Origin of the sequence: Providencia sp. PROV130, from assembly GCF_028482225.1 — a bacterium.
In the GTDB taxonomy this organism is placed as follows: domain Bacteria; phylum Pseudomonadota; class Gammaproteobacteria; order Enterobacterales; family Enterobacteriaceae; genus Providencia; species Providencia rettgeri.
Window position 1 is genome coordinate 53,073 of sequence record NZ_JAMPQC010000010.1, and the last position, 13,053, is coordinate 66,125.

12 protein-coding genes and 1 tRNA gene are annotated in these 13,053 nt (G+C 41.6%); 8 read left to right on the forward strand and 5 right to left on the reverse strand.

The genetic code is table 11. From position 1 onward, the window contains the following. Positions 1-2 precede the first annotated feature (2 nt). Together PSF28_RS07630 and PSF28_RS07635 are read right to left on the reverse strand one after the other, a co-directional pair. The gene (locus PSF28_RS07630; protein ID WP_210835572.1) at positions 3-626 is read right to left on the reverse strand and encodes a CDP-alcohol phosphatidyltransferase family protein; all 624 of its coding nucleotides are present in this window, start codon (positions 624-626) and stop codon (positions 3-5) included. A 244-nt stretch (positions 627-870) separates the two neighbouring features. Beyond that, entirely contained in the window at positions 871-1,674 is an 804-nt protein-coding gene (locus PSF28_RS07635) for a helix-turn-helix domain-containing protein (protein ID WP_042851586.1), read from the reverse strand. A 153-nt stretch (positions 1,675-1,827) separates the two neighbouring features. On the opposite strand from PSF28_RS07635, the gene PSF28_RS07640 reads away from it, so the two are divergent. The 5 genes from PSF28_RS07640 (at position 1,828) to PSF28_RS07660 (ending at position 8,019) form a co-directional block, all read left to right on the forward strand. Further along, positions 1,828-2,778, forward strand: a complete 951-nt coding sequence (locus tag PSF28_RS07640; protein WP_272684856.1) for a 4-hydroxyproline epimerase — start codon at positions 1,828-1,830, stop codon at positions 2,776-2,778. 9 nt (positions 2,779-2,787) lie between these two features. Further along, the gene (locus tag PSF28_RS07645; RefSeq protein ID WP_210835575.1) at positions 2,788-4,035 is read left to right on the forward strand and encodes an NAD(P)/FAD-dependent oxidoreductase; all 1,248 of its coding nucleotides are present in this window, start codon (positions 2,788-2,790) and stop codon (positions 4,033-4,035) included. Positions 4,036-4,052: 17 nt separating this feature from the next. Beyond that, positions 4,053-4,919, forward strand: coding sequence for a 4-hydroxy-tetrahydrodipicolinate synthase (dapA, locus tag PSF28_RS07650; RefSeq protein ID WP_272684857.1), 867 nt, complete (start codon positions 4,053-4,055; stop codon positions 4,917-4,919). Between the two features lie 8 nt (positions 4,920-4,927). Then, on the forward strand, positions 4,928-6,412 hold the full coding sequence (locus tag PSF28_RS07655) for an aldehyde dehydrogenase (protein WP_210835579.1): 1,485 nt from the start codon (positions 4,928-4,930) through the stop codon (positions 6,410-6,412). A gap of 86 nt (positions 6,413-6,498) precedes the next feature. Continuing rightward, positions 6,499-8,019, forward strand: coding sequence for an alanine/glycine:cation symporter family protein (locus PSF28_RS07660; protein ID WP_272684858.1), 1,521 nt, complete (start codon positions 6,499-6,501; stop codon positions 8,017-8,019). An 8-nt stretch (positions 8,020-8,027) separates the two neighbouring features. Here the strand turns inward: PSF28_RS07660 and PSF28_RS07665 are convergent. After that, positions 8,028-8,115, reverse strand: a tRNA-Ser gene (locus PSF28_RS07665). 337 nt (positions 8,116-8,452) lie between these two features. Here PSF28_RS07665 and ghrA point away from each other — a divergent pair. Continuing rightward, a complete protein-coding gene (gene ghrA / locus PSF28_RS07670; protein ID WP_272684859.1) occupies positions 8,453-9,394 on the forward strand; it encodes a glyoxylate/hydroxypyruvate reductase GhrA in 942 nt (313 codons plus the stop codon). 138 nt (positions 9,395-9,532) lie between these two features. Beyond that, positions 9,533-10,084, forward strand: coding sequence for a TorD/DmsD family molecular chaperone (locus tag PSF28_RS07675; protein WP_115167313.1), 552 nt, complete (start codon positions 9,533-9,535; stop codon positions 10,082-10,084). A 143-nt stretch (positions 10,085-10,227) separates the two neighbouring features. Here the strand turns inward: PSF28_RS07675 and PSF28_RS07680 are convergent, their stop codons facing one another. Then, positions 10,228-10,788, reverse strand: a complete 561-nt coding sequence (locus PSF28_RS07680) for a lipoprotein (RefSeq protein WP_115167312.1) — start codon at positions 10,786-10,788, stop codon at positions 10,228-10,230. A gap of 38 nt (positions 10,789-10,826) precedes the next feature. Further along, entirely contained in the window at positions 10,827-12,032 is a 1,206-nt protein-coding gene (gene mdtH, locus PSF28_RS07685; RefSeq protein WP_210835586.1) for a multidrug efflux MFS transporter MdtH, read from the reverse strand. A 431-nt stretch (positions 12,033-12,463) separates the two neighbouring features. Between mdtH and rimJ the strand changes: the two genes are divergently transcribed. Beyond that, on the forward strand, positions 12,464-13,051 hold the full coding sequence (rimJ, locus tag PSF28_RS07690; RefSeq protein ID WP_109911314.1) for a ribosomal protein S5-alanine N-acetyltransferase: 588 nt from the start codon (positions 12,464-12,466) through the stop codon (positions 13,049-13,051). Positions 13,052-13,053 lie beyond the last annotated feature (2 nt).

Sequence of the window (13,053 nt, forward strand, 5' to 3'; positions counted from 1 at the left end):
CCTTAATTATTATTCGCCGATGCAGATAATTCACAAAGTGCACGACGAATACGGTTATAGCAAGTATAAAACAGCAACAAAGTTAAAAGGATAAACAAATAACTTACCCAACTAGAAAATATGATTTGTGGAAAAATACTCACAAGCAGCCCTAACGCACCGAAAATAAAGGCTCGATCGCTTTTACCAATAGGGCCGTCATAGCGACGAGACGCACCAATTGCCTGAGTGATAACACCAATAAATTCAGTTAGTAGCGTAAGAAATAGAATGAATAAAACAAGCCAAAATGCTTGAGGGAAAATAACCATAAATGGTAGGTATAGTGCGATATCTGAAATAACATCACCAAGCTCATTCAAGATTGCACCAAGGTGGCTTTTTTGGTTGTGCTCCCTTGCTAACATGCCATCTATCGCATTGAGTGCCATACGAATAAACAGTACGAAAGGTAATAAAATAAACAGGTGTGGGTTTGGAATGAACAGTAATAGCATTCCGCAGATCACAGACAAAAGTAAAGCTGCCAAAGTGACTTGATTAGCCGTAACACCCGCACTAAATAGCTTACGAACAATTGGACGAAGAAGATCTTGAAATTTAGGTTTCAGATCGTAAATGGTCATTGAGTATTCCTTTCTCGTCACTGCACTTAGATGCAGCATTGGGATATATCAATACCCGATTGATGGATGTCTGCAATAAGAGCTATCTTAAGTTAGGAAATAACCAAGGGACGTTATCTAGTAATTTTATCGACGATGCCACGGTAACTGTTTGAATAGAAAACCAAAAAAATACGTCATAAAAGCTAAAAAGAATGGATTTATTGGTATTAAGGAAAAATGGATTAGCCAATATGATACTCGATCAGGCCAATATCCTTTGTTTATCGATTTTTGAACGCATTCGTTTAAATTGGCTAGGTGTCATGGTGGTCATTTCTTTGAATTTTCGGCAGAAAGCGCTGTGATCAGCATAAGCACACTTACTGGAAATTTCAGTGATTGAAAAATCATCTTCGAGCAGCTCAATCGCATGTTCAAGGCGCATTTTTTGAATATATTGTTGGGGGGTTATCAGAAAAATAGCTTTAAACTGGCGATTCAATTGAGAAAGCGAGAGGCCAGATATGTCAGCAAGGGTAGTCATTTTTATTGCGGTATCGAAATGCTCACTAATATAGCGTTCAACACGGCTAAGTTGGTTGTTTAGCTTAGGGCTGACCGATTTCACATCTTGTAAATCCACTGAAATACCTGCAACTCCAATAACTTGGTTACGTGTATTAAAAATAGGAACCTTAGTCGTTAAACACCATCCCAACAAACCCGCTTTATACAGGTGAAGTTCAAGTTTATTAATGACGCTAATTTTCTTCTCCATCACTAAATAATCTTGAGAACTATAGCTTTGGCCTAGTTCTGAATGAAATATATCCTCAGCACATTTACCAACTAGATGATTAACGCTATCGATTTTACAACGGGTGGCTAAATTATCATTGGCCAACACATACTTTGCATTATGGTCTTTCACAAAGAAAGTCACATTCGGCAAGGTATTAATGAGGGGCATTACTAAGCCTAAATGATTTAGTAGAACATCAATATTATCAACAGGAAACAGCATATTTTCCTGACTAATCAATAACAATTTATTTAGATTTATCATGCTGCGCTCCGAAATATTAAATTAATTTTACTAATTCTGTTAAATATTTTTAGATTGTGCAGAAAAGCGCATAAGTTTGTTGGAAAGATATCAAGAGTTGTTAACATAAATCAAGCATTCTATTAACAATGATAATAGATAGGGTGCTAACCAATGCAATATCAATATAACAAAATTGAAGTTATCGATTCCCATACTGCAGGCGAGCCAACTCGGCTCGTTATCGACGGATTCCCTGATTTAGGGCAGCAAAGCATCGCATCAAGACTGGAGATATTACGCCATCAACATGATGTATGGCGTAAAACCACCATTTTAGAGCCACGAGGTAATGACATTTTAGTGGGGGCTCTCTTGTGTAAACCACAAAACCCCGCAGCAACAGCCGGTGTGATTTTTTTTAACAATCAAGGTTACTTGGGAATGTGTGGCCACGGCACTATCGGTTTAGTGGCCTCATTGCATTTTCTCGGCCATATCACTTTCGGTAAACATCTGATCGAAACCCCGGTAGGGGATGTCACGGCTCATTTGCATCAAGATGGCAGTGTAAGCATTCAGAATGTTTATTCATATCGTTATCGCAAAGCGGTACAAGTTAATGTTCCAGAACTCGGCACCATTACCGGGGATATTGCTTGGGGCGGAAATTGGTTCTTTCTTGTAGAGCAGTCACCAGTTGCTATTGATTACCAAAATATTAAGTTACTGACAGAAGTCAGTTTAAAGATTAAGCAAGCCTTATCTGACCAGGGTATTTGCGGTAAAGATGGCCAAGAAATTGACCATATCGAATTATTCGGTACACACCCCGAGGCCAATAGCCAAAGTTTTGTTTTATGCCCTGGTGGCGCTTATGACCGCTCCCCTTGTGGAACAGGAACAAGTGCCAAACTTGCCTGTTTAGCCGCGGATAAAAAGCTGGCGGCTGGTGACATCTGGCATCAAGCCAGTGTGATTGGCAGCCAATTTCAGGCCAGTTATCAACAGGCTGATGAAAACGGCATTATGCCAACTATTCGTGGTCATGCCTATATCAGTGGGAAAAATACCTTATTGATAGATGAACAAGATCCATTTTGTTTTGGAATTTCAGTGGCATAGGGGAATAAAATGGAACGCAAATATCCAGTGATTGTAGTGGGTGGCGGCATTATTGGCTTGAGTATTGCACTAACAGTGCAAGCTAATGGGTCACAAGTGCTGTTGCTTGATAAACATGAAATTGGCCAAGGGGCCTCGTTTGGCAATGCAGGGCATATTGCGACAGAACAGGTTTTTCCAATTGCGGATCCGAGCGTTTTAAAATCACTTCCGAAAATGTTACTTGACCCATTGGGGCCTCTGCGTCTGGATTGGCGTTATTTATTACCGCTAACACCTTGGTTAATAAAATTGTTGGGTAACATGCGCCATAAGCCTTTTACCCATATTCATCACACATTGATGACACTAAATAGTGCCGCTTTCGATTCATGGCAAGCATTTATTCAGAAATGGCAATTAAATGATCTTGTCAAAATGAAGGGGTCACTATTGGTGGCAGAGAAAAAAGAGACGCTCGATAAGCTAAGCCAGCACAGTGAGTATCTACAAAGTATTGGTGTGACTAATCAATTGATTGATCAAGATGCGCTATTAACGCGCGAACCTGCTTTATCTGAAAGCCAAATTGGTGGCATTTTTTACCCCGATACAGGCCATGTTGTGGATTTATGTGTGTTACACAAAAAACTGACAGAAGCTTTTATCGCTGCAGGTGGCCAAGTATTAACCCACTGTGAAGTAACAGAAATTACATCAACGTCGAATCAACAAGCGATATTGACAACCACTCAAGGGCAGTTTACAGGACAAAAAATAGTGATTGCAGGGGGCGCATTCTCTAAATCGCTAGTCAAAATGGTGGGTCGTATCAAAGTACCACTTGAAACTGAGCGTGGTTATCATTTGATGTTGCCCCATGAATTAGGTCGATTATCGATACCAGTATCAAGTATGGATAGGCGTTTTATTATGACGCCAATGTCTCAAGGGTTACGCCTCGCAGGAACCGTAGAATACGCGGGGTTAAAACGCCCTGCAAATATGCAGCGAGCTCAACATTTTCTTCCATTAGCACAACCCATGCTAAAGAACACATTAAATAGCCAACAATCTACATCATGGATGGGATTTCGCCCATCTACGTCAGATTCATTGCCTGTTTTAGACCATAAAGGCCCGTATATTTTTGCATTTGGTCACCAACACTTGGGATTAACCCAAGCGGCGATCACCGCAGATATTGTGAATAGTTTTATCCATCATCAGCCGACAAGTATCGACTGTACCCCTTTTTCCATTGAACGATTTCTTTAATTTTGAGGAGAATTCAAATGAATTTCCATGGCATTCTTGTTCCGTTAGTGACTCCATTTCATGATGATTTAACATTAAATGTCAGCGCACTTGCTGAATTAACTGAAAAACTTATTAAGCGGGGTGTGACGGGGTTAGTGGTTTGTGGGACAACAGGGGAGTATTACGCATTAAACGAAGATGAACGTAAGACCGTGCTGTCAACCGTTTGCAAAATTGCCAAAGGGCGAGTGACATTAATTGCGGGTATTAATGATTTATCAACTGAGGGGGCTATTGCACGTGCGAAACAAGCTCAAGAACTCGGTTATGAAGGGTTAATGCTGTCCCCACCGCCATATAGTTTGCCGGACCAGCAAGGGGTATATGCCCACTATGAAAAAGTCGCAAAATCAACACCATTACCCATTATTATGTACAATTTCCCAGCTCGGATTGGTATTGAAATTGACATTGAAACGGTCATTAAGCTAGCCGAAATTGACAATATTGTCGCTATCAAAGAAAGCAGTGGGAACTTTAGTCGAGCACTGCATTTATTACAAACACCATTCAAAAATTTTGAGGTCATTTGTGGTTGCGATGATCAACCAGTGGATTTCTTCTTTTGGGGTTCCAAAAGTTGGATTGCGGGAGCGGGTAATGTATTTCCAGCAGAGCAAGTTGCTATTTTTAATGCTGCACAAGCGGGTGACTGGCAACAAGCCAAGCAGATTATGAATGAAATTTACCCTGCAATTTACTCAATGGAATCAGGGAACTATAACCAAAAAGCCAAGGCGGGTTGCTTGAATGGCACATTCAATGTCGGTCCGGTTCGTTTGCCTCTGTCAAATCTAGCGTCTCAAGAACGCGATGACTTTATTAAATTAATTAAGCGCTAGGGGGAAATATGACTCTTACCCAGCAGCAGGTATTTGAACGCGCAAAACAAGGAAAACTGTGGGCAGGCAATTTAATTGCAGGGCACCCAGAACAGCAAAATAGATTAGAAAACCGTACCCCAATCGACAACAGCATTATTGGTTTTATTGCAGATGGTGATGCGAACGATATTAATGTCGCAGTACAGGTGGCACGTGGCACGTTTAATCAAGGTGAATGGCGCGGGTTATCGCCGCAAGAACGTAAAGCTATCATGCATAAATGGGCTAATTTGATTGAAAAACACAGTGAAGAACTTGCGGCGCTAGACTGTATTGATGCAGGTAAGCCTATCACTGAATGCTTAAATACCGATTTACCCGCAACGATTGACACCTTTTATTGGTATGCCGAAGCGATTGATAAACTGTTTGGCAAAATTGCACCAACCAGTCATCAAGAATTGGGGTTAATAGTGCATGAGCCTATTGGTGTGGTGGGCGCGGTATTACCGTGGAATTTCCCAGCTCAAATGTTTGCGTGGAAAGTGGCTCCGGCTCTTGCTGTAGGCAACTCGGTGATAGTGAAACCGGCCGAATTAACCTCATTAAGCGCGCATCGCATGGTGGAACTGGCCTATGAGGCCGGTATTCCTAAAGGCGCATTAAGTCTCGTTTGTGGATTAGGTGAAAAGGTCGGGGAAGCGCTTGGCCGCCATCATGATGTTGATATGGTGTCATTTACTGGTTCAACAGATGTGGGACGCTTATTTTTAAAATATTCCGCCGAAAGTAACTTAAAAGAAATTGTACTCGAATGTGGTGGTAAAAGTCCTCAAGTAGTGTTTGAAGATGCGAATATTGAGGCGGCAATTCCACATATTATGGCGGCGGCTTTCTGGAATATGAGTGAAAACTGTAGCTGTGGTTCTCGCTTAATAGTGCATGAAAGTATCAAAAAAGTACTATTAGAGAAGCTTGCCATCGCCGTTAAAGAATGGAAAGTCGGAGACCCAAGGCAAGCAGATATTTCAATTGGGCCAATGGTCGAACTGGCCCATTTTGAGAAAGTAAAATCCTTTTTAGATACCACACTAAAAGAAGGAGGAAAATTAGTTGCGGGTGGAAAAATTCATCATGAATTGGGGGCTGGATGGTATATCGAACCGACAGTTTTTGATGAAGTCACGCCTGAAATGTCGCTATTTAAGCATGAAGTTTTTGGCCCTATTTTAGCCGTTACATCGTTTAAAACTGATGATGAAGCGGTCGCTTTAGCCAATGATACTCAATATGGCTTAGCGGCTTCATTTTATAGCCAAAATATTCACCGAGCCATGCAAGTTGCACAGCGCATTAATGCGGGCACTGTTTCAGTCAATGGCTTTAGTGAGGGCAATATTACAACGCCGTTTGGCGGTTTTCGTCAATCAGGTTTTGGCGGTAAAGACAATGGTTTAGAGGCATTTGAGCAATATACTCAAACGAAGGTTATCTGGTTTATCCATCAGTAAAACGTTGGCCGGAGTCCCCTAGTGGACTCCGGTTTTTTTTACCCTGCAAATACAAATAAACAATTACAATAACGAAGGAGTACAAAATGGAAGCCATCGTTAATACAATCGTTGGTTACATCTGGGGTAATGCATTAGTGGTATTATCGCTAGGTGTTGGGCTCTATTTTACATTAGCAACTCGCGGTGTACAGTTTCGCTATCTCATTAAAATGGTCTGTTTGTTAAAGGAAAATAAAGCGTCAAAAGAAGGAATTTCCTCCTTCCAAGCATTCTGTTTAGCATTATCAGGACGAGTTGGGGTGGGGAATATCGCCGGTGTAGCGACAGCTATTGCTGCGGGTGGTCCTGGGGCGATTTTCTGGATGGTTGTCATGGGGTTATTAGGTGGAGCAAGTGCGTTTATCGAATCAACACTCGCTCAAATATACAAGCAGCGCTCTGATGGTCAATACCGTGGCGGTTCGCCTTACTATATCGAGAAAGGGTTAAAATTGAAGCCATTTGCCATTATGGTAGCTGCTGTTATTTGCCTATCTTATGGCGTACTAGTTCCGGGTATTCAAGCCAATACTATAGCTGACTCCTTTCAAACTTCATTCAACTTACCTCCAATTGCGACAGGCGGCATTGTGACAGTGCTGATGGCATGGCTAATCTTTGGCGGTGTAAAACGTATTGCGAGTGCTGCGGATAAAATCGTACCAATTATGGCGTTAGCTTATATCGTCATGATGGTGATCATCTTGGGTAGCCATTACGAACAAGTGCCAGGAATGTTCAGTTTAATCTTCCGTAGCGCGATGGGAATGGATGCCGTATTCGGCGGTATTATTGGTACGGCTGTTTCATGGGGGGTGCGCCGTGCGGTTTTTTCCAACGTAGCAGGTGCGGGTGAAGCTACATTTAGTTCTGCGGCAGCCGAAGTAAGCCATCCTGTAAAACAAGGGTTAATTCAAGCATTTTCAATTTACATTGATACTGTTGTTGTGTGTACAGCATCGGGTCTAATGATCCTTGTCACGAATATGTATAACGTTTTTCCAGACGGTTCGGCAACGGCCTTAGTTGAATACGTTCCAGGGGTTGCTGCGGGAACCGCATGGACACAAATGGCGGTATCAACAGTCTTTACTTCCGCAGGGTCGGGATTCGTCTCAATCGCCGTATTTTTATTCGCATTCACAACATTGATGGCCTATTACTATATTGCAGAAACCACAATTGTTTACCTTGATAGAAAATTACGTTACCCCATTCTAAAATTGATACTGAAGTTTGTATTTTTGATTATTGTTTTTATGGGAAGTGTTCAGTCAGTCAGTTTAATGTGGAGCCTTGGCGATATTGGGTTCGGTAGTATGAGTTATCTTAATCTTATTGCCATTGTATTCTTGTCAAAACCGGCGCTACGGGCACTTCGTGACTTTGAACGGCAGGAAAAATTAGGTGTTGATCCAGTGTTTGACCCGAAAGTGGCCGGAATAGAAAATGCAGAACTTTGGGAAGATATTAGCCGTGAATACCATGCGAAAGGAATAGGTATAGAACCGAAAGAGAAACAAAATAAAGGGATGGTATATCAAGAAGAAGAGGGTAAAAACTAGAAGAAAAATGGCGGTGAGGGAGGGATTCGAACCCTCGATACGTTGCCGTATACACACTTTCCAGGCGTGCTCCTTCAGCCTCTCGGACACCTCACCGTTTTTTTAAATCTGTTGTGGAGTAGGGAATAAAAACCTGCTCTGCAACGGGGCGCTACTATAGGGAAAATAGCGTCTTACGTCAACTCCCTATTTATCCTTTTTCCGACTTTTGTTGCTGTTTAGCTAAATAAAAAACAATTTGATTATTATCTAATCTCAAATGTTATCGGCTAAGGTAAATAATGCATTTAATGTTAATTTAAAACGGCAAGTCACAGAAGTAAAAACCGTTAGCTAGTTAACAAAATTCTGATTGTGTACAGTGTATCGGCTTGATTAACTTGAAAAGAAATCCCATTCGGCACACTCTGTTAGAAACCAAAGAGGAGTTGCCATGAATATTTTATTTTACCATCCATTTTTTGATTCAAAACAGTGGATTGACGGCATGAAAGCACGCTTACCACAAGTGAATATTCGCCAATGGGAAAAAGGGGATAACCAAAGTGCGGATTACGCCATGGTTTGGTTACCGCCTTATGAATGTCTCGCTGGTCGCAGTGATTTAAAAGGAATTTTCGCTTTAGGCGCAGGTGTGGATGCTATTTTAAAACAAGAACAAGATAAACCTGGAACCCTACCTGCAGGGGTTCCCGTAATGCGTCTGGAAGACACGGGCATGGCGATTCAAATGGAAGAATACGCTTGTGCAAAAGTGTTAAGTTACTTTCGTCGTATGGATGAATATCGCCAATTACAATCACAGCGCCAATGGAAGCAGTTACCGGCCTACCAACACGAAGATTTTGTGATTGGTGTGATGGGCGCAGGGGCATTAGGACAAGCAGTTGCAAAGCGCTTAGTCAGTTTCGGTTTTCATGTAAGAACATGGAGCCGCTCTGAAAAACAACTTGATAACGTAAAAAGTTATTTTGGTCATGACCAGCTAGCTAATTTCCTTTCTGGTACTCGTGTAATTATTAATCTGTTACCAAGTACTCCAGAAACGGTGGGAATTTTAAACCAGCAACTATTTAGCCAGTTAGAGCAAGGGGCATATGTTATCAACCTTGCACGAGGCGCCCATCTGATTGAACAAGATTTGCTTTTAGCCCTCGAATCAGGACAAATTGCAGGTGCTGCACTTGATGTTTTTGCGAGTGAACCGTTGTCGCAAATGCACCCGTTCTGGACACATCCCCGCATCGCTATCACCCCTCATGTTGCTGCCTTTACAAAACCGAAAGAGGCCATGGATATGATTGTTAGTAACATCCAACGTATCGAAGCAGGGCTAGCGCCTGTTGGTGTCGTTGATATGCAACGCGGTTATTAGTCACTTCTTTGCTGCAAGTGGTCTTTATGACCACTTGCAATTACCTCCCCCTAATATCTTTCCTATTTTTTCGATATACTGAAAGTAACTGCTTCGGTCACGAGGTGTGACTACTGAATCTGTAAAATAGGATAATATATGAACGAATTTTCAATCGTCTGCCGTATTTTGGGGACACTATTTCAACGTAGTCCCTCTGATAGCCTCGTAAAACCGCTTATTGATATGATTGCTCAAGATAAATTAAAAGCATCATGGCCATTGGAACAAGATGAGTTGTGGTCACGCATGGCAAAAGACCTCGACGTCAATGCAGTTAATGCGGATTACCAAGCCCTATTTGCGGGGGAATCTCCTGCAGTTTCAATGTTAGCGAATGATTACGATTCTGAAATTACAGAAGCAGAAGTTCGCGAATTTTTAACCGTTAGAGGAATGTCCCTGACGAATGCGCCTGCTGACGCTTTTGGCGCGTTGCTACTCGCGGCTTCTTGGTTAGAAGACCAAGCGGCAGAAGATGAAACCGCCGCTCAAGAAGAATTATTTGATAGCTATATTCTTAGTTGGTATGGCAGCTTTTTAGGTAAAGTTGAAGCGCATGCAACCACTACCTTTTACCGTACTTTAGCTCAAATTACGCGTGATGCAGTCATTGCTCTGCGTGATGAGCTTGACTCAGAAACTGAATAATCGTGACACTGTCACTTTTTATGGTGATGTTACTGATGTTTTAGTTAGCGCTATTGATTAATAATTTTGATTGAATATAAAAGGCAACAGATTTTCCTGTTGCCTTTAATGCTTTTATCAATCGAAATTATTTATGGTTAAAATTAATCAACTAATGGAATGACCAGTTTACCTGGTTTGATTTCAAGCCCTTTAGCGAGTTTTTTCGCGGTTGCTTCAGCCGCGCCATTATCAGGATTTAACACATAAACAGGTTGAGTTTCAAAGAAAGTTTCAAGGGAACTATTCAAGTAAGGAATAACCGCTGACATCGCTGTATCCATATTTTCTGGCATCACTTTGTAACTGCTAATATTCAACTCTTTTAAGTAAATTGAACCTGTTTTGGCGTCAAAATAAGGGCGAGCAGTGAGTGTCAGGTTAATTTGTGCTTCTGCTTTACCAATCAGCGAGTCTAATTTAACGGTTGCATCCCCCGTTAAAGCAACTTTTCCTGGTTCACTGCGGCCAATTTCTGATTTTAAATTAGCGAGTTGAATATCCGCATCAGCAAAGCCCGTAATACCGACCTTATGGTCATATTTTACTTTATTAGCAAGGTAATTATTAATTTGTGACTCACTAATACTAAACTCAGATAATTGACTACAACCCGATAAGAGAGTGAGAAAGCCTACCATAGCGGCGATTAAAAACTTCTTCATAGAGACTCCTTTTACAGTAATACGGCTAGTTTAGCGCATTACTGCCCACTCAACATGACTGTTTCAATTTTTTTACGGTTAAATTGCTTATGCAGCGCCCATAAAGTAATAAAACCGATGATTCCTAATAAGAACCAAGGAAGTTGAGGTAAGTTCCATTGGTGACCAATATCGTACATCCAGCCGCCGCCGGTATAACCGACTGCTCCACCTAAAGCAAGGCCTAAGCGGCTAAAACCCATATAGCTGCCTCGAGCTCGAGGGTCAGCAAGAGAGGCGCTCAATGTTTCTCTCGCTGGGTCTGCAGTTACCGTGCCTAAATAAAATAGGCAAATAAGGGCGAATAGCGTATTGAGAGAGGTTGTCATGCCAATCGGAAACATGCTGAAACTCATTAAAAATAGCCCGGCCATAAGCCGTTGTTCAAGGCGAAAGTGTTTTTCGCTCCAACGCGCAATGGGATAAAGCAATGTTAAAGATATCGCTGCTTCAATCGCATACATCCATTTGACGGCAGTGGGTGTGCCAGCTAATTCATTAACAACAATAGGAAACATAAGCATTACTTGTACTGACAACATAAAATAGCCTGCTAATGTAACCACATAAGTTACAAAGCGTTTGTCTTTCAGTACGCGTCCCATGCCTTCTTTAATGGGGGTTCTGACGGTTGAGATTCGATAAGCAGGTAATAACCAAGCATTGCAGATAGCAGCAATAATAAACACCGCAGCGCCAACCCAGCAGACATAATGGAAGTCATATTGTAGTAGCCAACTACCAATCAAAGCACCGATAACTGCACCAGCACTGTCCTGCATTAACAGCAAAGAATAAAAACGACCACGTTCATACGGGCGAGTTAATTTAATAACTAATGCGGTTCGTGGGGGATCAAACAAGGTTCCACCCAGTGCCGAAAGTACGCAAGATAGCCATAAAACCCAAGGGTCATGGGCCACCGCCATGACTGCAAAACCACTGGCACGTAATAGCATTCCAATGACAATCATGGGCTTCGCACCAAATCGGTCAGCGATAGCACCGCCAAAGATACCTAAACCCTGTTGAACAAACTGACGAAGCCCTAAGGCAAAACCAACCACCACAGCGGCCCAACCCAGTTGATCAACAAAACGAATAGAAATAAGTGGAAAAACGACAAAAAAGCCTAGAACAACCAACATGTTGTCAAGCAAAAGAAAATACTTGCCAAGGCTTCTTGCCCGTGACACTTGCGCCATGAGAGACACCATTAGAAAAATAGCAAAGGGGAAATGTTTCTTAAAATCAGATAGTAATAATATCAGTATAATAGGGTTCAATAGATGATATTTTTTTATCATAGTAACGTGGGGTATCGATGATTTATTTTTATCAATAAATATTCGTCATACTTCACTCTGTGGGGTTGTTGACTGCGTTCGGCTAGTTGGGTCACATACTCATGTACGCTCCCCAAGCTATCCTCGCTGGTCGCCTAGCCACAGAACGAATTATTTAGAATATTATTAATTATCAAAACATATACTGTTGGCGATTTTAGCGATGTATTCACATTTTAATTTTCAGAACATATTTTTCGTCAGCGCATTGTAAGCTACACTTTAACTTTCTAAGTTATTGGCTTGGAACTAGAGAAAATATCTGGCTTTTTATTAATTAAGGGTTAACGATGTTTGGTTATCGTTCAAATGTACCGAAAGTGCGCCTTGTCACTGATAGAATGGTTATTCGTTTGACTTATGAGCGTGATAATTATCGACTAGCTGATTATTACAGCCTGAACAAAGACTTTTTAATTCCGTGGGAACCCATCAGGGATAACTCACATTACCAGCCTGCGGGCTGGCAGAATCGGTTACAAGTCATGAATGAAATGCATCGAGAAGGAAGTGCCTTCCATTTCTTACTATTAGACAAAGAAGAAAACGAAGTCATGGGGGTAGCGAACTTTAGTAATGTATTGCGTGGCTCATTTCATGCATGCTATCTAGGTTATTCACTGGGTCAAAAATGGCAAGGCCAAGGCCTAATGCACGAGGCGTTAACTCAAGCTATCCGTTATATGCAGCAACACCAAAAAATGCACCGAATTATGGCAAATTATATGCCTCATAATATGCGTAGTGGTAATTTATTGACTAAGCTTGGCTTTGAACGAGAAGGCTATGCAAAGCAATACTTACAAATCAACGGTGAATGGCGTGACCATGTATTGACGGCACTGACAGATAACACGTGGGCGCTGAATAAAGCCTAAAT

Coding starts and splice junctions, on each gene's coding strand:
- PSF28_RS07630 (WP_210835572.1), bottom strand. CDS start 626: ATGACCATTTACGATCTGAAACCTAAATTTCAAGATCTTCTTCGTCCA.
- PSF28_RS07635 (WP_042851586.1), bottom strand. CDS start 1,674: ATGATAAATCTAAATAAATTGTTATTGATTAGTCAGGAAAATATGCTG.
- PSF28_RS07640 (WP_272684856.1), top strand. CDS start 1,828: ATGCAATATCAATATAACAAAATTGAAGTTATCGATTCCCATACTGCA.
- PSF28_RS07645 (WP_210835575.1), top strand. CDS start 2,788: ATGGAACGCAAATATCCAGTGATTGTAGTGGGTGGCGGCATTATTGGC.
- dapA (WP_272684857.1), top strand. CDS start 4,053: ATGAATTTCCATGGCATTCTTGTTCCGTTAGTGACTCCATTTCATGAT.
- PSF28_RS07655 (WP_210835579.1), top strand. CDS start 4,928: ATGACTCTTACCCAGCAGCAGGTATTTGAACGCGCAAAACAAGGAAAA.
- PSF28_RS07660 (WP_272684858.1), top strand. CDS start 6,499: ATGGAAGCCATCGTTAATACAATCGTTGGTTACATCTGGGGTAATGCA.
- ghrA (WP_272684859.1), top strand. CDS start 8,453: ATGAATATTTTATTTTACCATCCATTTTTTGATTCAAAACAGTGGATT.
- PSF28_RS07675 (WP_115167313.1), top strand. CDS start 9,533: ATGAACGAATTTTCAATCGTCTGCCGTATTTTGGGGACACTATTTCAA.
- PSF28_RS07680 (WP_115167312.1), bottom strand. CDS start 10,788: ATGAAGAAGTTTTTAATCGCCGCTATGGTAGGCTTTCTCACTCTCTTA.
- mdtH (WP_210835586.1), bottom strand. CDS start 12,032: ATGGCGCAAGTGTCACGGGCAAGAAGCCTTGGCAAGTATTTTCTTTTG.
- rimJ (WP_109911314.1), top strand. CDS start 12,464: ATGTTTGGTTATCGTTCAAATGTACCGAAAGTGCGCCTTGTCACTGAT.